This window comes from Shimia sp. W99 (genome assembly GCF_053851455.3).
On sequence record NZ_JBSQBU020000001.1, the window covers coordinates 2190186 to 2209705 of the forward strand.

Here is a 19520-nt window from a genome sequence, read left to right on the forward strand (position 1 = left end):
CCGGCCCGGTTTCGGAGCGGCACAGGCCGCCCCGAATTCCAGTTCATTCACCAAGCTTGAATGTCGGCAGCGCGGCGGCGGGTTGCGGTTGGGCCAACCCTCCGGGCGCGCGGTTCACCGCGGCACGCAGCAGGGCGACGCGCTCGGGCTGTCCGGGGGCAAAGGCCGCCTCGGCCCCGCCCTCAAGCGCCTCGATCGCCATCATGTACCACCCCTGCGCCCGCTCCGGGTCGGCGGCGGCGCCATATCCCTGCGCCACGTGATGCCCGACCAGTTCGCCATAGGGCTTCTGCCCCAGACCAACCATCAGCAGCGCCGACCCAAGCGCCACATCCATCTGGTCGCGGCGATAGCCCGAGAACAGGCAGATCTTGGCGGTGTTTGCCAGCTGATCAATCGACATGTTCGAGGTCAGGACAAATTTCTGCACTTCACCGGTCAGCGCCGCCGCATCCGTGGTGCCAAGCTTGCCCACATAGGGGGCCAGCGCCGGGCCAAACGCATCACATTGCTGATCGACCTGTGCCGCGGTCACGCCCTGAAGCGCGCTGGTCATGTTTTCTCCGGTTCCGATCGCGTAAGTCCGGGCCAGACAGAATTGTTCGCTCATGGCCAGTTCGGGATCGTTCATGTTCGACACGGTCATGAAACCGCCATTCGAACTGGTGAGCAGCGACACCTTGGAACAATGGCTGGCCAAAGACCGCGCCGCCGCCTCTTTCGGGCCGGTGTTGAAAAGCGTGATTCCGTTCAGCCCATTGCCCGCATTCTGATTTGACACCTTGGTCGATGGCGGCGGCGTGTTGATGACCGGGGTCGGCTGTGGCGCCACCACAACCTGCGTCGTGCTCGACTGGCTCACGCGACAGACGCTCTGGTGGCACGAGAACATCGCCGGCGTGGCGTCATTGGTCAGGAAATCATTGCGCTTGTAGCCCTGGGAGGACGACGCGAACACCATGACCGTACAGCTCTGATCGCCACACCAGAACGAGCTGCCCGTGACCGATGTGTCGAGAATATAGTCCGTCTTGCCATCCCCGTTCAGGTCGACCAGTTGGATGAACCCAGAGCGCTGCATCAGCTGTTCCGCGCTCGGTTCCGAACTTAGGGCCACCTCGTCGATCGCCTGGCTGACCTCGACCGGCATCCCGGCATAGCCCGACGCGTTGGGCGTGCGCACGCCCGTCGCCTCTTCATGCCAGACCGCCAACAGGCTGCGAACTCCGTGTTGGTGCGACTGCATCGCCTTGACAACCTGTGCCCCCCCAACCTGCGCGCGGTTATAGGACGTGACGAGGAAATCGCGTTCATACTATGTCAGGTTGCCGGTCGCGGGAAACCCGACATAGACCTGGTACTGAGTGATCGCGGCCTTGCTGCGGCGCCCCATCACCCCATCAGGAGACCCGGCATTGAACCCGAAATAGTTCAGCGCGGTCTGGGTTTCGCGGTTATAGGCGCGGGTGGCGGAATAGCGCGCCGCCGCGTGTTTGCGCCGCTTGTCCTTGTGCGCCTCGTTCACGATGACGCCGCCGATAATCCCGCCGACGATCGCGGCACCGACGTCGCTGGCCAGCGCGGGGGCCGCCCCGGACGTGGCAAGAAACACCGCCGCAATCGTTGCCTTGATCGACTTGTTGAACATCCCCTGTCTCCCTATCACTTTGTGAAATTGCCCCCCAAAAGGGTTAAGAATGCCTTGAGCCTACCCCAATCCCCGCCCTCCGCGAAGAAAAACCTGCGGGGCTGCGCGCTCTGGACATTCGCCCCGCAGACCTTTTACTCGATACCAACCGCATATCATCTGGGGCACAGCATGGTTGAATGGATCATCACGGACGGCCTGACCGATTACGACGAGGCCGTCACCTTCATGGAGACCCGCGCCGCCGCCATCGCGGCAGGCGAGGCCGACGAATGTATCTGGCTGGTCGAGCACCCTCCGCTCTATACCGCCGGAACATCGGCCAAACCCGCCGACCTGACCGATCCGGACCGGTTTCCGGTCTACACCTCCAAGCGCGGCGGCCAATACACCTATCACGGCCCCGGACAGCGCGTCGCCTACGTGATGCTCGATCTCAACAAGCGCGGGCGCGATATCCGCGCCTTCGTCCAGCAGCTCGAGGAGTGGGTGATTGCCACCCTGGCAGAGTTCAACCTGCGCGGCGAAATCCGCGACGGGCGCGTTGGTGTCTGGATCACCCGCGATGACAAACCCCTCACCGTGACCGGCCAGAAACCCGAGGACAAGATTGCCGCCATCGGCATCCGCCTGCGCAAATGGGTGAGCTTCCACGGCATCTCGATCAACGTTGAACCCGATCTCGATCACTTCACCGGCATCGTGCCCTGCGGCATCACCGAACATGGCGTCACCTCGCTGGTCGATCTCGGCCTGCCGGTCACGATGGATGACCTCGATGTCGCCCTGCGCCGCTGTTTCGAAGACATCTTCGGCGACGCGGCTGTGTCCCCCGCGTCCTGACGCCCCCAAAGGTGCCCCCCCGAACACCAGCCTGCAAGCGACCGCATTCAAGAGGGCGCGCGCCCACATTTTCGCGATCGCGCGCAAGCGGCTGAAATTCGCCGGTTCTTCCGCCTGCATCGGCATGGTGCAGCCTGATTCTTGCGCTTTGGGACCTGTTTCTTTGGTTTGCCCGCCTACCCGATTGAACCCGCTCCTTGCCGCCATATGTCGGTCCCGAGCAAAGGCTCGAAAGACCCGTGAATGGGCCCCTTGAATGGGAAAGGTCAAGACAATGAAAACCGCATCCTTACTCACCGCTGTCGCCCTCGTCGGCGCCATGGCCACCCCGGCCCTTGCAACCGACTGGACCGGCTTTTACGGCGGCGCCCAGCTGGGCTTTGGCGAAAGCCAATCCGCTGGCGTCCGCGACGATAACGCCTTCGGCGGCCTTCAGGCCGGGTACAACTACGACTTTGGCGACTGGGTTGCAGGGGGTGAAATCGAATACCGGCGCCCTGACAACCGGCTTGGTTTTGGCACGTTCGATGAATCCGTCGCCCTCAAGGGCCGCTTTGGCTACGATTTCGACGGCACGCTGTTTTACGGAACCGCTGGCGTGACCCGCGGATCGGTAAGCACCGGGGCCGGGTCGATGACAGATGACGGGTTCGTGTACGGGTTCGGCGTCGAACGCATGCTGTCAAACGACTGGAGCGTCGGCCTCGAAGTGCTCAAGGCAGAATACAACAGCTTTGGCACCACAGGTCGCCGGCTCGAAGACACCAGCGCGGCGCTGAAGTTCAACTATCGTTTCTGATCGATAGCGAATCGCTGATTATGGGCGCCGGGCTTCCGACGCCCTTTTTTCGTTGTTTTTCCTCACAAAACACAAACAATACTCATGTTTCCGCCGACAAGGCCCCCGCGCGCTTTTGCACGTTGCACTTCGGCGCGGATTGCACAAAGGTGCGCCCCGGACGCGAAGTAACCCAATTGAAGAGGCAAAACATGAAACTCATCATTGCATCAGCCGCCGCAGCTCTGGCCCTCGCCGCCCCCGCATTCGCCGAGGGTGACGCCGCGAAAGGCGAGAATGGCTTCAAGAAATGCAAATCCTGCCACATGATCGAATCGCCGGAAGGTGAAACCATCGTCAAGGGTGGCAAGACCGGCCCCAACCTCTATGGCGTGATCGGCCGCGTTGCCGGTTCGGCAGACTTCAAATACGGCTCGGGCCTCGCCGAGGCCGCAGAAGCGGGCTTTGTCTGGACCGAGGAATCCGTTGCCGCCTATGCCGCCGATCCCAAGGCGTGGCTGGCCGACAACGGCTTTGACGCCAAGTCGAAGATGTCCTTCAAGCTGAAGAAGGGCGGCGAAGACGTTGCTGCCTATCTGGCATCGGTCGCACCGGCTGCAGAATAAATCTTTCGCATCCCTGCGAAAACCGCCCCCGTGCCCGCGTGGCGCGGGGGTTTTTTTCTGTGCTTGGCGTCGCGAAACGGCGTGTTACCCGTCGCCCTTCATCACCGCTGCAATCTCCGCGCCCGGCATTGCGCGCTCGGAATAGCCGAACGTCCCCGCACCCAGCACTTCCTCCGCCGCATCCCGCACAGCGCCGAACGCGGCGCGGGCAAAACTGCCGCCGACGCTGATCCGCCGCACCCCCACCGCCGCCAACTCGGCAACGCTATAGAACGGCGGCCGCAGCCCCATCACCACGTTCACCGGCTTGTCGACCGCGCGCACCACCGTGGCAATCGCCTGCAAATCCGGCAACCCCGGCGCATAGAGCACATCCGCCCCGGCCTCGCCAAACGCCTGCAGCCGTCGAATCGTGTCATCCAGATCGGGACGCCCCCACAGGTAATTCTCGGCCCTTGCCGTGATCATCAGGTGTCGGCCCTTCGCGCCGTCCACCGCCGCACGTACCCGCGCGACTGCTTCCTCGAAGTCATAGATCGGGCGCGCCGCATCTCCGCTGGCATCTTCCACCGATGCCCCGACCAGCCCGGCCTCCGCCGCCAGCCGCATGGTCTCTTCCACCGCCTCGGGCGTGGCACCATAGCCGTTTTCAAGGTCAGCCGACACCGGCACCTCGACCGCCCCGGCGATTCGGCGCGCGTTCTCCAGCACCTCGTCCCGGCTCAGCGCCCCCTGCCCGTCGCATCGCCCCAAGCCAAAGGCCAGCCCCGCGCTGGTGGTCGCCAGCGCCGCGAATCCCATCGACGACAGCAACCGCGCCGTGCCCGCATCCCACGGATTGGGCATCACGAACGCACCCGCGCCCGCGTGCAATGCCTTGAAACGTTCATGCTTTTCCGCCCGGTCCATCCGCCACCCTCCTGCAATTTGCGCCCGATCACCTTCGCACATTCACGAACATAAGGCGAACATTATCCAAAACACGTCAAATTCCGACGCCAAATCCCCCCGAAACCCCTGCATTTCCCGCCGCGCCGCGCGTTTCGGGTGCGACACTTTTTTTTGATCTGGGTCAAATACGGAGATTGCGACCTTGGCCCGACACATCTAAAAACGACGATGAACCAGGCGCCGGGGAACCCCCGCAGCGCCTTTTAATGCACCAACAGGAGGCAAGGCATGGCAGACGCAGCCATTCACGGCCACGACCATCATGACGAGCGCGGTTTCTTCACCCGCTGGTTCATGTCGACCAACCACAAAGACATTGGTCTTCTCTATCTGATCGTTTCGGCCATCGTCGGCCTGATCGCAGTTTTCTTCACCGTTCTGATGCGCCTCGAGCTGATGGAACCCGGTGTTCAGTACATGTGCCTCGAAGGCGCCCGTTTCCTGGGCGGCGGTGACGGCCCCTGTACCCCGAACGGCCACCTCTGGAACGTGCTGATCACCTATCACGGCGTCCTGATGATGTTCTTCGTGGTGATTCCGGCCCTGTTCGGCGGTTTCGGCAACTATTTCATGCCGCTGCAGATCGGTGCACCGGACATGGCCTTCCCGCGCATGAACAACCTCAGCTTCTGGCTTTATGTCGCCGGGACCTCGCTGGGTGTTGCGTCGCTGTTCAGCCCGGGTGGCAACGACCAGCTCGGTTCGGGCGTGGGCTGGGTGCTCTACCCGCCGCTCTCGACGCTCGAAGGCGGCATGTCCATGGACCTCGCCATCTTCGCGGTACACGTCTCGGGTGCCTCGTCGATCCTCGGTGCGATCAACATGATCACCACCTTCCTGAACATGCGCGCGCCGGGCATGACGCTCTTCAAGGTGCCGCTTTTCTCGTGGTCGATCTTTGTCACCGCATGGCTCATCCTGCTGGCCCTGCCGGTTCTGGCTGGCGCCATCACCATGCTGCTGACCGACCGTAACTTCGGCACGACCTTCTTCGACCCGGCCGGTGGCGGTGACCCGATCCTCTACCAGCACATCCTGTGGTTCTTCGGTCACCCCGAAGTGTACATCGTGATCCTGCCCGGCTTCGGCCTCGTCAGCCACGTGTTCGCCACCTTCGCGCGCAAGCCGGTCTTCGGTTACCTGCCGATGGTCTGGGCGATCATCGCGATCGGTGCTCTCGGCTTCGTCGTGTGGGCGCACCACATGTACACCGTCGGCATGTCCCTGACCCAGCAATCCTACTTCATGCTGGCCACCATGGTCATCGCGGTTCCGACAGGCGTGAAAATCTTCAGCTGGATCGCAACCCTCTGGGGCGGCTCGATCGAGTTCAAGACGCCGATGCTCTTTGCCTTCGGCTTCCTGATCCTGTTCACCATCGGTGGTGTGACCGGCATCGTTCTGTCGCAGGCCGGTGTGGACCGCGCCTATCACGATACCTACTATGTCGTGGCGCACTTCCACTACACCATGTCGATGGGCGCAGCCTTCACCATCTTTGCCGGTGTCTACTTCTACATGGGCAAGATGACCGGGCGTCAGTACCCGGAACTGGCGGGCAAGATTCACTTCTGGATGTTCTTCATCGGTGTGAACCTGACCTTCTTCCCGCAGCACTTCCTGGGCCGTCAGGGCATGCCTCGCCGCTACATCGACTATCCCGAGGCATTTGCCTACTGGAACAAGATCTCGACCTACGGTGCCCTGATCTCGTTCGCGTCGTTCATCCTGTTCTTCGGCATCGTGTTCTACACCCTGTTCCGTGGCGCCCGCGTCACCGAGAACAACTACTGGAACGAATATGCCGATACGCTGGAATGGACCCTGCCGTGCCCGCCGCCGGAGCACACCTTTGAAATCCTGCCCAAGCAGGAAGACTGGGACAAAGGCCACGCGCACTGACGCAGCGTCACCGACAAGATACCCAAAGGGCCCCGCACGGGGCCCTTTTTTTATGCCTGTGTCCGGGGCAAGCTTTTCCCGATCAAGGAGGAAAGCGACACATGGATGCCAATGACATGACCCGTTTCGGGTTCGACCTGACCGATACCCAGCTCGAAATCCGGGACATGATGCTGCGCTTTGCCACCGAGCGCCTCGCCCCCGGCGCCGCCGACCGCGACCGGACCGAAGCCTTTCCCCATGCATTGATCAACGAACTGGCCGCCATGGGCACCATGGCCATGAAGACCGCGCCCGGGGATGACGGGCCGGGGCTCGACAATACCGGCTATGCGCTCGCCATCGAGGCCCTGTCGCGCTTTGATGCCTCCATCGCTGTCGTCGCCGTCGCCTCCAACCTTGCCGCCGCGATCCTGTCGAAAGGTGCCACCGCCGAGCAGCGCGCCCGCTACCTCGCCCCCGTGGCACGCGGCGAACGTGGCGCGCTTTCCTTTGCCCTGACCGAACCCGGCGCCGGGTCCGACACGGCGGCCATCCGCACCCACGCCACGCGCGACGGAGACGGATGGGTGCTCAATGGCGAAAAGCAATGGATCACCGGCGCGGCGGGGGCACAGCTTTTCACCGTCTTCGCCAAGACACCTACAGAAACCAACCCCAACGCGGCCTCCTGTTTCGTGGTCGAGGCCGACACCCCGGGCTTCCGCCTTGGCCGGATCGAAGACAAGATGGGCCTGCGCTCTTCGGGCACCGCGCAACTCTTCTTCGAAGACTGCCGCCTGCCCGCCGATGCGCTGATCGGTACGCCGGGGGACGGGTTCCGCCTTGCTCTTTCGGGCATCTCCGCCAGCCGCGTGGCCATCGCCTCGCAATCCATCGGCATCGCCGAACGCGCCTATGCGCTTGGCCTCGACTACGCCACCCAGCGGCAAGCCTTCGGGCGCCCCGTGGCCGGGTTCCAGAACAGCCGCTTCGCCATTGCCGACGCCCGCACCGCGCTCGACCAATGCTGGCTTCTGATGCTGCGCGCGGCCCGCTTGCTCGACCGGGGCATCCCCATCCGCGCCGAGGCCTCCATGGCCAAGCTCGCCGCCTCCGAAACCTGTGGCCGGGTTGTCGACCAGATGCTCCAACTTCACGGCGGGAACGGCTATTCCCGCGACTACGAGATCGAGCGCCTTTATCGCGATGCCCGCGTCATGCGCATCTTCGAAGGCACCAGCGAGGTTCAGCGCGAAGTCATCGCCCGCGACATCCTTGGCTCTTGATCCCGCGCGCCCCGGTCGCTCTACTGTCGGTCACGCGACAGGAAACCACATGCCCCACCGCTGGACAGACAACGATCCCAGTACCAAGACCGTGCTCTCTCTCTGGCCGCACCGCTCGCTGCCGCGCCGCGGCTTTGCGGCGATGATCCTGATGGCCTTCACGCTGGGCACCATCCCGCTCTACGGGCTTCTGGGCACCGTGTTCCTCTGGGGAATCCTGCCCTTTATCCTCATCATGGTTGGCGGGCTTTGGTGGGGGCTGGAGCGGTCCTATCGGGATGGCGACATCCTCGAGGAACTCTCCCTTGACGGCCACACGCTCACCCTGCTGCACCGCCCTGCGCGCGGCCCCTCAAAGACATGGGCGTGCAACGTCTACTGGGCGCGCGCCGAAATGCATGTCCACAGCGGCCCGGTGCCCCATTACGTGACCCTGACAGGCAATGGCCGCACCGTCGAAATCGGCAGCTTCCTGTCCGAGGACGAACGCAAGGCGCTCTACACCGAACTTGACGATTTCCTGAGAACCCGGCCCCAGAACCGCGCCTGAGGTATCCAGCCCGGCAACAGGGCGTGCGCCGCATTAACCCGCACCATGGCGGTGTCTCATACCGACGCAATACCGACGTGATACCTACGTATTACCGAAACGGGTCTTCCTGCGATTTCAGCGTATTAACCCCGATTCGCCCCGAAACGCGCCATGAAGGTCTCGACCGCGCCATCGACCACCCGGTCAATCTCATCGGCGCTGAACGCGGTCTGCACCCCCGTCACCAGCCGCAGGAACACCCCGGCCTTGCACAGTTCCGGGAACTGGTCCGCGGCAAGCTCCACATCCGCAATCTCCAGCTCACCCCGCGCGATCCCAAGTTCGAGAAACTCGATCATCCCGGCCCGCATCACCATCGGCCCGCTTTCATAAAACTGACGCGCCAGCTCGGGAAACCGCTCCCCTTCACCGATGCAAACCCGGAACATGTTGCGCCCGAAATCGGACAGGATGATGCCGATGAACGCTCTCCCGACCGCACCCAGCACCTCTGGCACGGGGCGCTCGATGTCGATCTCCGCCTCCATCCGCTCCGCCTGTCGCTCGCATTCCAGGCGCGCCACCTCCATGAAAAGATGCCTCTTGTCAGGGAAATAGGCATAAAGCGTCGCCTTGGACACACCCGCCTTGCGCGCGATCTCGTCCACGCCGATACCTTCGAACCCATGCTGCATGAACAACGTCCGCGCGCTTTCGACAACCTGGTCGAACTTGCGCCCCTTGCGAATGACTTGTACGGCCTCGTTCATCGACGTCCTTTCCTGCGAGACCCCGAATATAAACTGATCAGTTCAGTTTCGGCAAGCTCCGACCCCGGTTGTCATTCCCCTGCGCCCGTCCTAGCCTGCCCGGGATACATATGGTGAATCGCATGCGTTTCCTGACCCAACGAAAACACTTCAAAGACCTCAACGAACAGGAAATCATCGCGCTGGCGATTTCCTCCGAAGAGGATGACGCCCGCATCTACCGCAGCTATGCCGAGATGCTGCGCGCCGAATTCCCCGGCACCGCCGCCAAATTCGAAGGCATGGCCGCCGAGGAAGACCAGCACCGCAAACGCCTGATCGACCTGCACGTCCGCCGCTTCGGCGACACCATCCCCCTGATCCGCCGCGAACATGTCGCGGGCTACTATGCCCGCCGCCCGGTCTGGCTGGTCTCCAACCTCGGCATCGACCGCATCCGCACCGAGGCCGAAGCCATGGAGCGCGATGCCGAACGCTTCTATCTCGCCGCCGCAAAACGCACGACCGACGCCGATACCCGCAAACTGCTGGGCGATCTCGCCGCCGCCGAGGCGGGCCACCAGGAAACCGCGCAACGTCTGGAACAGGAAAACCTCGATGCGGAAACCCTGTCCGACGAAAACGCCACCGCCCGCCGCCAGTTCATCCTGACATGGGTGCAACCCGGCCTTGCGGGCCTCATGGATGGGTCGGTCTCCACCCTCGCCCCGATCTTCGCCACCGCTTTTGCCACGCAGGACACCTGGACCACCTTCCTCGTCGGCCTCGCCGCCTCGGTCGGCGCTGGGATCTCCATGGGCTTCACCGAGGCCGCCTCGGATGATGGAGAGCTTTCCGGACGCGGCTCGCCGGTCAAACGCGGCTTTGCCTCGGGCATCATGACCACTGTCGGCGGGCTGGGCCACGCATTGCCCTATCTGATCCCGGACTTCTGGACCGCGACCGTGATTGCCCTGATCGTGGTTTTCATCGAATTGTGGGCCATCGCGTGGATTCAGAACAAGTTCATGGAAACCCCGTTCCTGCGCGCCACGTTCCAGGTGGTGCTCGGCGGCGCGCTCGTCTTTGCCGCAGGCGCGCTGATCGGCAGCGGCTAGCGCCCTTCTGCATTCTTTTTCCGGAAATACCCCGGGGCTGAGGGGGCTGGCCCCCTCAGCCCCGCCCCAAACCGGTCAAATCTATTGACCAAATCCGCAAAGCTGTTAACACGTCAACATGCTCGCGATCTTCCTGAAAACCCTACCCTTCTTTGCGATCATCGGCCTTGGCTACTGGGCTGGTCGCACGCGGTTTTTCAGCGCCGAGGCCACGGCCTATCTCACCAAGTTCGTCTTTTACTTCGCGCTCTCGGCCATGCTCTTCCGCTTTGCCGCCAACCTGAGCCTTGCCGAGGTGCTGAACTGGACCCTTGTCGGCGCCTATCTCTGGGGCACGGCCGTGGTCTATGGCATTGCCACGGCTGTCGCCTTTGTGCGACGCCTTGATGTCCCCACTGCCGCAATCGAGGCACAATGTGCTGTCATCGGCAATGTCGGCTTTCTCGGGGTGCCGATGCTGGTTCTGCTGCTCGGACAAGAGGCCATCGGCCCCGTCATGCTGGTGCTCGCGGTCGACCTGATCGTGTTTTCCAGCCTGATCGTCATCCTGATCACCGGCGCGCGGGATGGCCGGATGAGCCTTGGTATCCTGCGCACGGTTGGCCTTGGCCTGCTCCGGAACCCGATGATCGTCGCGATCTCCGCCGGGCTGCTCTGGTCGGCGCTGGAAATTCCGATCCCAGCGCCGCTCAATGAATTCCTTGCGATCCTCGGAGGGGCCGCCACCCCCGGTGCGCTTTTTGCCATTGGCGCCTCACTTGCCACCAAGTCGGCGGAACGTGTTCAGGTCGCGCTCTGGCTCAGCGCCTGCAAGCTGCTCCTGCACCCGCTTTTCGTCGCCATCGGCGCGCTTGTCCTGTTCCCGATCGACAGCTATTCCGCCGGTGTGGTGATCTCCGCCGCAGCCCTCCCCGTGGCGGGCAATGTCTATATTCTTGCCCAGCATTACGGCGTCGCACCACACCGCGCATCCGCCGCCATCCTGTTCTCCACCCTGCTCAGCATCGGTACGGTTTCGGTTGTCATTGCATGGGTCTCCCAACTCTGACATCGTGACCACAACATCGCGAAACGACAGGGAGAAATTGATGGAAACCGTATCCGAGAACCGTGCATTCGGCGGCGTTCAGGGCGTCTACAAACATCACTCCCACAGCTGCCATTGCGACATGACCTTTGGCCTGTTCCTGCCCGAAGAGGCGCGTGATGGTCCGGTGCCCCTGCTCTGGTACCTCTCGGGTCTGACCTGCACCCACGAGAACGCCATGGTCAAAGCCGGGGCCCAGCAATGGGCCGCCGAACAGGGTATCGCGATTGTCTTTCCCGACACCTCGCCGCGCGGCGAAGGGGTCGCTGACGACGAGGCCTATGACCTGGGACAGGGTGCCGGTTTCTATGTCAACGCCACCCAGAAACCCTGGGCACCGCATTTCAACATGTGGGACTACATTGCCGAAGACCTGCCTTCGTTCCTGCAGGAAGAGTTCCCGATCGACATGAGCCGCCAATCCATCTGCGGGCATTCCATGGGCGGGCACGGCGCGCTGACGCTGGCCATGGCGCTTCCCGGTCGGTTTCGCTCTGTCTCGGCCTTTGCCCCGATCGCCAACCCCACCGCCGCGGAATGGGGTCGGAAACAACTGCGCGCCTATCTTGGTGACGACGAAGCGGCCTGGGCCGCCCATGACAGTTCGGTGCTGATGCGGGACAAGGGCTTTGACGGCCCCCTGCTGATCGACGTCGGCTCTGACGACCAGTTCATCGACCTGTTGCGTCCCGAAGCCCTTGCCGGCGCCATCACCGAGCGCCGCCAACCGGCAACCTTCCGTCTGCAAAAGGGTTATGACCACAGCTACTTCTTTGTCTCGACTTTCATGGAAGACCATGTCGCCTTCCATGCCGAGGCGCTCTACGCCGACTGACACCCGATCCGGACGAACGCGTCGCGCCCTTGATCGCCGACAGGTTCGGGCGCAAGATAAACGAACGAACAGGAGGACTTACCATGGCAACATATCGCTGTAGCGCCTGCGGAATGGGCGTAAACGCCACATGCGCGGACTGCAATGAACCGCTGGTCAACGCCACACTTACCAAGGATGACGGCACGACGGTTCAGATCTCCCAATGCCCGAAATGCGAGGGCAAGATCAAATCGCCCATGTGCTGCGGACAGGACATGACCTGCGAAGTCTGAGCAAATGCCCGCAAGGGCTGCCGCACCCGCATCCTTCAGGACCCCATCGCGATGACAGCCCTTTACGTTGATGCCGACGCCTGCCCGGTCCGGGCCGAAGCCGAACGCGTGGCCACCCGCCACAAGGTCACGATGCACGTGGTCTCCAATGGCGGCTTGCGTCCCTCGCAGAACCCGCTGGTCGAGACCGTGGTCGTGCCCGACGGGCCGGACGTGGCCGACATGTGGATTGCGGACCGCGCCGGTCCCGGCGACATCGTGATTACCGCCGATATCCCTCTGGCCGCGCGCTGTGTCGAAAACGGCGCGCGGGTGCTCAAACCCAATGGCGAGACGCTGACCGCAGCCAATGTCGGCAACGCGCTGGCCATGCGCGACCTGATGAGCGACCTGCGCTCTGCCGATCCTTTCCGGCAAGGGGGCGGAAAGCCCTTTTCCAAGGCCGACCGCTCGCGCTTTCTCGATGCACTCGAACGCGAAATGCGGTTTGCGAAATCTGTGTGACCTGTCGCTTTTCCGCTAGACCATCCCGAAAGCGACAGGCCAACTCCCATCATGACCAACCGTATTCCCTTGGGGCCGCTCTCGGCCCTGATTGCCACGTTCTTTTTCTCGATCAACGACGTCACCATCAAGTTTCTCTCCGGTGACTACGCCCTGCACGAGATCGTCCTGTTCCGCTCCACCATTGGGCTGACGCTGCTCCTGCTGATCATCGTGCCGCTGGATGGTGGCTTCCATGTCCTGCGGACACAGCGCATCGGCATGCACTTGCTGCGTGGGGTCTGCGTGGTCTTTGCCAACACCACCTTTTTCCTCGGCCTTGCCGTATTGCCGCTTGCCGATGCCGTCGCGGTGTTCTTTGTCTCGCCGCTGATCATCACCCTGTTCTCGGCCATCTTCCTCAAGGAAAAAATCGGCCCCCGTCGGATCGCCGCCGTGGCTGCGGGCATGATCGGCGTGTTGATCATGATCCGTCCTGGCGGAGACAGCTTCAACCTCGCCATGCTGCTCCCGGTCGTGGCCGCCTTTGCCTATGCCGCGCTGCACGTCATGACACGCAAGATCGGCGTCACCGAAAGCGCGGCCACCATGTCGGTCTATATCCAGCTTGTCTTCATCATTGTCAGCGGCACGGTGGGACTGACCGTCGGCCATGGCCAGTTCGATAGCGGCTCCGGTGGCATGTTCGATTTCCTCCTGCGCGGCTGGTTCTGGCCCGATGCCGCCGACCTTCCCTTGCTGGCCCTGCTTGGCCTTGCCAGCGCCTGTGGCGGCTATTTCATCTCCCAGGCCTACCGCATCTCCGAAGCCAGCCTGATCGCCCCCCTCGAATACGCCGCCATGCCCATGGCCGTGGCTTTCGGTGTGGTGGTGTTCGGCGAATGGCCACAACCCAGCACATGGGCGGGCATGGTGCTCATCATCGGCGCGGGGCTGTTTGTCTTCTGGCGCGAAAGCCGCGCCGGACAGACCGTCGAGATCGAAAGCCCCCGCACCCGCCGCTGATCCGGCTTCACGGGTTTTCTCCGCGCGCGATCCCCACTAGGGTCCGCAGCAAAAGCATATCTCCCGAAAGGTATTCCGCATGTCCCGCATCGACGCCGTGATCTTTGATATCGGCAATGTCCTGATCGAATGGCAGCCCGAAAACTTCTATGACCGCGTGATCGGCCCCGAGCGCCGCCGCGCCTTTTTTGATGCCACCGACATGCACACCCATCACCTTGAAATTGACAGGGGCGCCTCGCTCCCCGGACTGATTTCCGACCTGATCCCGCGCTATCCCGAATGGGAACGCGAATTGCGCATGTGGAACGACAACTGGAACGACCTTGCCCAACCGGCCATTCCCCATTCCGTCCGCCTGCTCGAGGCACTCAAGCGCAACGGCGTGACCGTTTTCACCCTGACCAATTTCGGGCATGACAACTTTCCGATCTCGCAACAGGCCTTTCCCTTTCTTACCCTGTTTGATCGCGAATATGTCTCGGGCCGCCTCAGGATGATCAAGCCGGACCCGGAAATCTATGAACATGTCGAACAGGATTGCGGGATCGCACCGGATCGGCTTCTCTTTACCGACGACCGCGACGACAATATCACCTCTGCCGCCGCGCGTGGCTGGCAGGTACACCATTTCACCGGGCCGCAGGGCTGGGCCGACCGGCTGGTCGCCGAGGGCCTGCTGAGCGAGGAGGACGCCAAATGACCACGATCATCGAATTTTCCGAAGGCGAGAAAAACCTCGACTGGATCGGACTGATTGACGCGCTCGCCGCCGGGCATCACCTGCCCAAGGCCGAGATTTCCGACAGCTTCCTCTATCGCGGCAAGGACACGCTTTTGCAGCGACAGGCATGGATCGACGGGCTGGGCATCGGCGTGAAATCCGCCACTGTCTTTCCCGGTAATCCTGCGCAGGACGTGCCGATGATCCACGGCGCCGTGACCCTGTTTGACGACGCCCATGGGCGGCTCGAAGCCTTGCTGGATTTCCACCTCGTCACCAAGTGGAAAACCGCTGGCGACAGCCTACTGGCCGCCCGTCTCCTCGCCCGCCCGGACAGCCGCAAGATCCTCATCGTCGGCGCGGGCACCGTCGGGCGCAACCTGCACGCCGCCTATTCCGCCGCCTTCCCCGAAGCGCGCTTCACCGTCTGGAACCGCACGCCGGAAAACGCCGCGAAAATGGCCGATGAAATCGACGGTCTCGCGGTGGCAACCGATCTTGAAACCGCCGTGGGCGAAGCCGACATCATCACCAGCGCCACCATGTCCACCGAACCAACCCTGCGCGGCGACTGGCTGCAACCGGGACAGCATGTCGACCTGATCGGCGCCTACCGCCCCGACATGCGCGAAGCCGACGACACCGCCCTGCAACGCGCCCGCATCTTTGTCGACAGTTTCGACACCACGCTCGACCATATCGGAGAGCTGAAAATCCCGCTCGCCTCCGGTGCGATCACCCGCGAACAGGTGTTGGCGGACTACTATGACCTTGCTGCTTTCAAGCGTCGGTCCGAGGACGAAATCACCGTGTTCAAGAATGGCGGCGGCGCGCATCTTGACCTGATGACTTCCCGCTACATTCTCGACCGGTTCAAGACAGCCTGAAATGACGATCCCCTGAATGCCCCGCACGCACCCTTAACCAGAGGGTTTGGGGGCATTCATACCGACGCAATACCGACGTTATACCGACGTGATACCGAAGCGGGTTTTTCCCTTTAACCCAGCCGCTTAGCTCCGATTCGCCGTCGGATCATGCCGCAACGGCCAACGCGCGCTTTTCCCGGATCGGCAGATGCACGATCGCGCTGAACGCGCCGACACCCACCCCGATCCACCAGACCAGCGTGTAATCGCCATAAGCGTCGTACATCCGTCCGCCCAGCCAGACGCCCATGAAGCTCCCCAGCTGGTGGCTGAAGAACACGATCCCGTAAAGCGTTCCCATGTAACGCAGCCCATAAAGATGCGCGACCAGACCCGAGGTAAGCGGCACCGTCGCCAGCCACAGCGACCCCATGGCGATCGAGAAGATCACGACGCTGGTCGGGGTGATCGGCAACAGGATGAATACCGCCGCTGCCACGGTACGCCCAGTGTAAATCCATGCCAGCAAATACTTTTTCTGGAACCGCTTGCCCAGCCACCCGGCCGTCAGCGTGCCGACGATATTGGCCAGACCAATCAGTGAAATCGCCACCGCCCCGAGCGCCGAGGTGGTACTCACCCCGATACTGGCCAGCGTCCCTGAGGGATCAATTGCCCCGCACATCTCGGTGATCATCGCGGGAAAATGCGCGGTGATGAAGCCCAGCTGATAGCCGCAGCTGAAGAACCCAAGAAAAATCAACGTGTAAGACGGGTCGCGAAAGGCTCGACGCAGGATCGCGCCCATGCTTTCTTCCAGCTCGACCTTGCTCACCGCCGGGGCGCGCATCATCGGCAGAAGCAACAGCATCGCAAGGATCGCCGCCGCGAAGACAAGGAACGTGCTCTGCCACGTCAGGAACCCCAGCATCCACTCCGCCAAGGGCGCGCCAAACACCTGCCCCCCCGACCCCGCCGCCGTCACGATGGCCAGCGACATGGAACGGTTCTCATCGCTGCTGGCCCGGCCAACCACTGCCAGAATGACCCCGAACCCGGTGCCAGCAATGCCGAATCCTACAAGGATTTCATAGAGTTGGTGCGCCTCAGGGCTGACTGCGAAACTCGACAGAACCAGCCCTGCCGCATAGGTCACGGCACCCAGAATGATGGCCTTGCGATCCCCGATCTTCTCGGCAATGGCGCCAAAGATCGGCTGCCCGATCCCCCAGGCGAGGTTCTGAATGGCAATCGCCAATGAAAACTCGCTGCGCAGCCACCCGAATTCTTCGGCGATCGGGATCTGGAACACCCCGAAACTCGCCCGCACGGCAAAGGACACAAGGATAATGATGCAGCCGACGATCAACACCGGTGTAAAAATCGAATGCCGTTGCTCCATGGCGGGCCTGCGCGCCGCACACCTTCGCGCGCAGGCCCGCCATGGTCAATTCAGCATTTGTTCCCCCCCTTATCACGATCCGTCATGCCCGCCTGCGCGCTTGGTGCACCTTCCCTCTGACGCGCGCATTGGCTAAGGGAAGATCATGACCACGCTGCCCGAGATATACGCCGCCAAGATCGCGGCCGGAGAGCTTCACGCCGACGACGCGCAAGAGGCCGTCTTGCCCCAGTTCGAACGCATCCGCGCCGAACTTGCCAAACCGGTGAAAAAGGGATGGTTCCGCAAGGCCACCCCCGATCCTGTCGAGGGCCTGTACCTCTGGGGTGGCGTCGGACGCGGCAAGTCCATGCTGATGGATCTTTTTGTCGACTCTCTGGATGTCCCGGTGCGTCGCGTGCATTTCCACGCCTTCATGCAGGAAATCCACGAGGCCATGCACAAGGCCCGACAGTCCGGTGTCGAGGACGCCATCCAACCTGTCGCCAAGGCGGTCGCCGAAAGCGTCCGCGTCCTCGCCTTTGACGAAATGCAGATCACCGACATCACCGACGCGATGATCGTCGGACGCCTGTTCGAACAGCTTTTTGAGGCCGGAACCGTCGTCGTGACCACCTCGAACCGCGTACCGGACGATCTCTACAAGGACGGCCTCAACCGTCAGCTTTTCCTGCCCTTTATCAACCTGATCAAGGAGCGCCTGCGTGTGTGGGAGCTCGTCAGTCCAGTCGACTACCGCCAGAACCGCCTATCCGGCAATCAGGTCTATTTCGTGCAGGCCGGCACCGAGGCCCGCGCCCAGATCCGCGCCATCTGGCAGGACCTTTCCGGGGGCACGGCAGACCCGCTTGTACTTACGATCAAGGGACGGAAGGTCGAACTGCCTGCGTTCCGCAACGGGGTGGCGCGGGCGACCTTCTTCGACCTCTGCTCCAAGATGCTCGGACCGGGCGATTACCTCGCCATTGCCGATGCCGTCAAGGTTTTGATCCTGGAGGATATTCCGCGTCTTTCGCGCCACAATTTCAACGAAGCCAAACGCTTTGTCACCCTGATTGACGCGCTCTACGAGGCCAAGGTGCGCCTGATTTGCTCCGCCGCAGCGGAACCCGAAATGCTCTATGTCGAGGGCGAAGGTACGTTCGAATTCGAACGCACTGCCAGCCGCCTGCGCGAGATGCAGGATGCGGAATGGGGTCAGTCGGACTGACCCCACACCAAACGATCAGAACGGCAGCCCGACGTAGTTTTCCGCCAAGGAACTCATGGCCGCTTCAGACGAGAACAGGTATTCCATCTCGATCTGCTGCAGGCGCTGATCGTAGTCGATATTGTCCGGGAACGTGTGCAGCATGGATGTCATCCACCAGCTGAACCGCTGCGCCTTCCAAACCCGTGCCAGCGCCTTCTGCGAATATTCCTCCAGCCCGGTATCATCCCCCTCAAGGTAATGCCCCAGCATGGCATGGTAGAGGTAATAGATATCCGACGCCGCCGAGTTGAGCCCCCGCGCTCCGGTCGGCGGCACGATATGCGCCGCATCCCCGGCAAGAAACAGGTTGCCGTACCGCATCGGTTCGGCCACGAAGCTGCGCAGAGGCGCGATGGATTTCTCGATCGACTCGCCGGTTTCCAGTTTGTCGGAAACCTCGTCCGGCAACCGCCGTTTCAACTCCGCCCAGAAGGCGTCATCCGACCAGTCCTCAACCGTGTCGGTCAGCGGCACCTGAATGTAATAGCGACTAAGAACCTGGCTGCGCAGCGAACATAGCGCAAAGCCGCGGTCATTCTTGGCATAGATCAGCTCCGGCGACACCGGCTTGGTGCGGCTCAAAACGCCCAACCAGCCAAAGGGATAGACCTTTTCGTACTCCTTCAGCACATCTGACGGGATCGACTTGCGGCTGACCCCGTGGAACCCGTCCGCGCCGATTACAAAATCGCAATCAATGCGCACGATATTGTCCCCGTCACGATAGGTCACATGCGGTTTCTCCGCCTTCAGATCATGCAACTTCACGTCTTCGACATTGTGGATGACCTTGCCGTTCATCTTGTCGCGCGCCTCATAGAGATCGCGGGTCAGCTCGGTCTGACCATAGACAACCACGGAATTTCCGCCCGAATACTTGTGCAGGTCCACCCGGTTCAGCGCGCCTTCGTTGGCGATATAGAACCCTTCGTGAATCTCGCCCTCCTTGTCCATGCGTTCGCCGCACTGGGCCTCGCGCATCAGTTCGGCGAATCCGTGCTCCAGCACTCCGGCCCGAATGCGCCCCAGAACGTATTCCCGGCTCTGGCGTTCAAGCACGATCGTATCAATGCCCTTCAGGTGCAGAAGCTGCGACAGCATCAGCCCCGACGGACCGCCACCGATAATGCAGACTTGGGTTTTCATATCCTG

At 62.2% G+C, this 19520-nt stretch carries 21 protein-coding genes; 15 read left to right on the forward strand and 6 right to left on the reverse strand.

Annotation, left to right across the window (positions count from 1 at the left end):
- Positions 1 to 43: 43 nt before the first annotated feature.
- Together ACS3QZ_RS10760 and ACS3QZ_RS10765 are read right to left on the reverse strand one after the other, a co-directional pair.
- Complete coding sequence (locus ACS3QZ_RS10760; RefSeq protein WP_456037819.1) at positions 44 to 1246, reverse strand: peptidoglycan-binding domain-containing protein; 1203 nt, start codon at positions 1244 to 1246, stop codon at positions 44 to 46.
- A gap of 69 nt (positions 1247 to 1315) precedes the next feature.
- Entirely contained in the window at positions 1316 to 1648 is a 333-nt protein-coding gene (locus ACS3QZ_RS10765) for a peptidoglycan-binding domain-containing protein (protein ID WP_456037821.1), read from the reverse strand.
- Between the two features lie 171 nt (positions 1649 to 1819).
- Here ACS3QZ_RS10765 and lipB point away from each other — a divergent pair, with 171 nt between their 5' ends.
- The 3 genes from lipB to ACS3QZ_RS10780 all read left to right on the forward strand — a co-directional run bounded on the left by lipB (position 1820) and on the right by ACS3QZ_RS10780 (position 3895).
- On the forward strand, positions 1820 to 2491 hold the full coding sequence (lipB, locus tag ACS3QZ_RS10770) for a lipoyl(octanoyl) transferase LipB (protein ID WP_456037822.1): 672 nt from the start codon (positions 1820 to 1822) through the stop codon (positions 2489 to 2491).
- 274 nt (positions 2492 to 2765) lie between these two features.
- Complete coding sequence (locus ACS3QZ_RS10775; protein WP_456037823.1) at positions 2766 to 3290, forward strand: outer membrane protein; 525 nt, start codon at positions 2766 to 2768, stop codon at positions 3288 to 3290.
- 191 nt (positions 3291 to 3481) lie between these two features.
- On the forward strand, positions 3482 to 3895 hold the full coding sequence (locus ACS3QZ_RS10780) for a c-type cytochrome (RefSeq protein WP_093092536.1): 414 nt from the start codon (positions 3482 to 3484) through the stop codon (positions 3893 to 3895).
- A gap of 84 nt (positions 3896 to 3979) precedes the next feature.
- Here ACS3QZ_RS10780 and ACS3QZ_RS10785 read toward each other — a convergent pair whose 3' ends face one another.
- Positions 3980 to 4804, reverse strand: a complete 825-nt coding sequence (locus tag ACS3QZ_RS10785) for an isocitrate lyase/PEP mutase family protein (RefSeq protein WP_456037824.1) — start codon at positions 4802 to 4804, stop codon at positions 3980 to 3982.
- Between the two features lie 270 nt (positions 4805 to 5074).
- Here ACS3QZ_RS10785 and ACS3QZ_RS10790 point away from each other — a divergent pair, with 270 nt between their 5' ends.
- The 3 genes from ACS3QZ_RS10790 (at position 5075) to ACS3QZ_RS10800 (ending at position 8566) form a co-directional block, all read left to right on the forward strand.
- Complete coding sequence (locus ACS3QZ_RS10790) at positions 5075 to 6748, forward strand: cytochrome c oxidase subunit I (RefSeq protein WP_456037825.1); 1674 nt, start codon at positions 5075 to 5077, stop codon at positions 6746 to 6748.
- A 101-nt stretch (positions 6749 to 6849) separates the two neighbouring features.
- Complete coding sequence (locus ACS3QZ_RS10795) at positions 6850 to 8016, forward strand: acyl-CoA dehydrogenase family protein (protein WP_456037826.1); 1167 nt, start codon at positions 6850 to 6852, stop codon at positions 8014 to 8016.
- A gap of 49 nt (positions 8017 to 8065) precedes the next feature.
- Positions 8066 to 8566, forward strand: a complete 501-nt coding sequence (locus ACS3QZ_RS10800; protein WP_456037827.1) for a DUF2244 domain-containing protein — start codon at positions 8066 to 8068, stop codon at positions 8564 to 8566.
- A 125-nt stretch (positions 8567 to 8691) separates the two neighbouring features.
- On the opposite strand, the gene ACS3QZ_RS10805 is transcribed toward ACS3QZ_RS10800, so the two are convergent.
- Positions 8692 to 9318, reverse strand: coding sequence for a TetR/AcrR family transcriptional regulator (locus ACS3QZ_RS10805; protein WP_456037828.1), 627 nt, complete (start codon positions 9316 to 9318; stop codon positions 8692 to 8694).
- 122 nt (positions 9319 to 9440) lie between these two features.
- Between ACS3QZ_RS10805 and mbfA the strand changes: the two genes are divergently transcribed.
- The 8 genes from mbfA to ACS3QZ_RS10845 all read left to right on the forward strand — a co-directional run bounded on the left by mbfA (position 9441) and on the right by ACS3QZ_RS10845 (position 15732).
- Positions 9441 to 10415, forward strand: a complete 975-nt coding sequence (gene mbfA, locus ACS3QZ_RS10810) for an iron exporter MbfA (RefSeq protein ID WP_456037829.1) — start codon at positions 9441 to 9443, stop codon at positions 10413 to 10415.
- Positions 10416 to 10533: 118 nt separating this feature from the next.
- On the forward strand, positions 10534 to 11463 hold the full coding sequence (locus ACS3QZ_RS10815) for an AEC family transporter (protein ID WP_456037830.1): 930 nt from the start codon (positions 10534 to 10536) through the stop codon (positions 11461 to 11463).
- A 40-nt stretch (positions 11464 to 11503) separates the two neighbouring features.
- The gene (fghA, locus tag ACS3QZ_RS10820) at positions 11504 to 12337 is read left to right on the forward strand and encodes an S-formylglutathione hydrolase (RefSeq protein WP_093090975.1); all 834 of its coding nucleotides are present in this window, start codon (positions 11504 to 11506) and stop codon (positions 12335 to 12337) included.
- Positions 12338 to 12420: 83 nt separating this feature from the next.
- Positions 12421 to 12612 (forward strand): hypothetical protein, encoded by a 192-nt coding sequence (locus ACS3QZ_RS10825; protein WP_456037831.1) that lies wholly within the window; start codon positions 12421 to 12423, stop codon positions 12610 to 12612.
- A 51-nt stretch (positions 12613 to 12663) separates the two neighbouring features.
- Complete coding sequence (locus ACS3QZ_RS10830) at positions 12664 to 13116, forward strand: YaiI/YqxD family protein (RefSeq protein WP_456037832.1); 453 nt, start codon at positions 12664 to 12666, stop codon at positions 13114 to 13116.
- 51 nt (positions 13117 to 13167) lie between these two features.
- Positions 13168 to 14121: a DMT family transporter gene (locus tag ACS3QZ_RS10835; protein WP_456037833.1), complete on the forward strand. Its 954-nt coding sequence runs from the start codon at positions 13168 to 13170 to the stop codon at positions 14119 to 14121.
- 79 nt (positions 14122 to 14200) lie between these two features.
- Positions 14201 to 14824 (forward strand): HAD family hydrolase, encoded by a 624-nt coding sequence (locus ACS3QZ_RS10840; RefSeq protein ID WP_456037834.1) that lies wholly within the window; start codon positions 14201 to 14203, stop codon positions 14822 to 14824.
- Positions 14821 to 15732, forward strand: a complete 912-nt coding sequence (locus ACS3QZ_RS10845) for an ornithine cyclodeaminase family protein (protein ID WP_456037835.1) — start codon at positions 14821 to 14823, stop codon at positions 15730 to 15732. The genes ACS3QZ_RS10840 and ACS3QZ_RS10845 overlap by 4 nt, the downstream gene beginning before the upstream one ends.
- 148 nt (positions 15733 to 15880) lie before the next feature.
- Here ACS3QZ_RS10845 and ACS3QZ_RS10850 read toward each other — a convergent pair whose 3' ends face one another.
- Positions 15881 to 17116, reverse strand: coding sequence for an MFS transporter (locus tag ACS3QZ_RS10850; RefSeq protein ID WP_093090989.1), 1236 nt, complete (start codon positions 17114 to 17116; stop codon positions 15881 to 15883).
- A gap of 145 nt (positions 17117 to 17261) precedes the next feature.
- On the opposite strand from ACS3QZ_RS10850, the gene zapE reads away from it, so the two are divergent.
- Positions 17262 to 18326 carry a cell division protein ZapE gene (gene zapE, locus ACS3QZ_RS10855; protein ID WP_456037836.1) on the forward strand — a complete coding sequence of 355 codons (1065 nt, stop codon included), beginning with the start codon at positions 17262 to 17264 and terminating at the stop codon, positions 18324 to 18326.
- Between the two features lie 15 nt (positions 18327 to 18341).
- Here zapE and pobA read toward each other — a convergent pair whose 3' ends face one another.
- Positions 18342 to 19514: a 4-hydroxybenzoate 3-monooxygenase gene (gene pobA, locus ACS3QZ_RS10860; RefSeq protein ID WP_456037837.1), complete on the reverse strand. Its 1173-nt coding sequence runs from the start codon at positions 19512 to 19514 to the stop codon at positions 18342 to 18344.
- Between the last annotated feature and the right edge of the window lie 6 nt (positions 19515 to 19520).

What these genes read in the sequence shown, in the direction of transcription:
- ACS3QZ_RS10785 (WP_456037824.1), bottom strand. Translation starts at nt 4,804, where the DNA reads ATGGACCGGGCGGAAAAGCATGAACGTTTCAAGGCATTGCACGCGGGC.
- ACS3QZ_RS10805 (WP_456037828.1), bottom strand. Translation starts at nt 9,318, where the DNA reads ATGAACGAGGCCGTACAAGTCATTCGCAAGGGGCGCAAGTTCGACCAG.
- ACS3QZ_RS10840 (WP_456037834.1), top strand. Translation starts at nt 14,201, where the DNA reads ATGTCCCGCATCGACGCCGTGATCTTTGATATCGGCAATGTCCTGATC.
- ACS3QZ_RS10825 (WP_456037831.1), top strand. Translation starts at nt 12,421, where the DNA reads ATGGCAACATATCGCTGTAGCGCCTGCGGAATGGGCGTAAACGCCACA.
- ACS3QZ_RS10780 (WP_093092536.1), top strand. Translation starts at nt 3,482, where the DNA reads ATGAAACTCATCATTGCATCAGCCGCCGCAGCTCTGGCCCTCGCCGCC.
- ACS3QZ_RS10775 (WP_456037823.1), top strand. Translation starts at nt 2,766, where the DNA reads ATGAAAACCGCATCCTTACTCACCGCTGTCGCCCTCGTCGGCGCCATG.
- ACS3QZ_RS10760 (WP_456037819.1), bottom strand. Translation starts at nt 1,246, where the DNA reads ATGCAGTCGCACCAACACGGAGTTCGCAGCCTGTTGGCGGTCTGGCAT.
- ACS3QZ_RS10800 (WP_456037827.1), top strand. Translation starts at nt 8,066, where the DNA reads ATGCCCCACCGCTGGACAGACAACGATCCCAGTACCAAGACCGTGCTC.
- zapE (WP_456037836.1), top strand. Translation starts at nt 17,262, where the DNA reads ATGACCACGCTGCCCGAGATATACGCCGCCAAGATCGCGGCCGGAGAG.
- fghA (WP_093090975.1), top strand. Translation starts at nt 11,504, where the DNA reads ATGGAAACCGTATCCGAGAACCGTGCATTCGGCGGCGTTCAGGGCGTC.
- ACS3QZ_RS10815 (WP_456037830.1), top strand. Translation starts at nt 10,534, where the DNA reads ATGCTCGCGATCTTCCTGAAAACCCTACCCTTCTTTGCGATCATCGGC.
- ACS3QZ_RS10835 (WP_456037833.1), top strand. Translation starts at nt 13,168, where the DNA reads ATGACCAACCGTATTCCCTTGGGGCCGCTCTCGGCCCTGATTGCCACG.
- lipB (WP_456037822.1), top strand. Translation starts at nt 1,820, where the DNA reads ATGGTTGAATGGATCATCACGGACGGCCTGACCGATTACGACGAGGCC.
- ACS3QZ_RS10795 (WP_456037826.1), top strand. Translation starts at nt 6,850, where the DNA reads ATGGATGCCAATGACATGACCCGTTTCGGGTTCGACCTGACCGATACC.
- ACS3QZ_RS10845 (WP_456037835.1), top strand. Translation starts at nt 14,821, where the DNA reads ATGACCACGATCATCGAATTTTCCGAAGGCGAGAAAAACCTCGACTGG.
- mbfA (WP_456037829.1), top strand. Translation starts at nt 9,441, where the DNA reads ATGCGTTTCCTGACCCAACGAAAACACTTCAAAGACCTCAACGAACAG.
- pobA (WP_456037837.1), bottom strand. Translation starts at nt 19,514, where the DNA reads ATGAAAACCCAAGTCTGCATTATCGGTGGCGGTCCGTCGGGGCTGATG.
- ACS3QZ_RS10765 (WP_456037821.1), bottom strand. Translation starts at nt 1,648, where the DNA reads ATGTTCAACAAGTCGATCAAGGCAACGATTGCGGCGGTGTTTCTTGCC.
- ACS3QZ_RS10850 (WP_093090989.1), bottom strand. Translation starts at nt 17,116, where the DNA reads ATGGAGCAACGGCATTCGATTTTTACACCGGTGTTGATCGTCGGCTGC.
- ACS3QZ_RS10830 (WP_456037832.1), top strand. Translation starts at nt 12,664, where the DNA reads ATGACAGCCCTTTACGTTGATGCCGACGCCTGCCCGGTCCGGGCCGAA.
- ACS3QZ_RS10790 (WP_456037825.1), top strand. Translation starts at nt 5,075, where the DNA reads ATGGCAGACGCAGCCATTCACGGCCACGACCATCATGACGAGCGCGGT.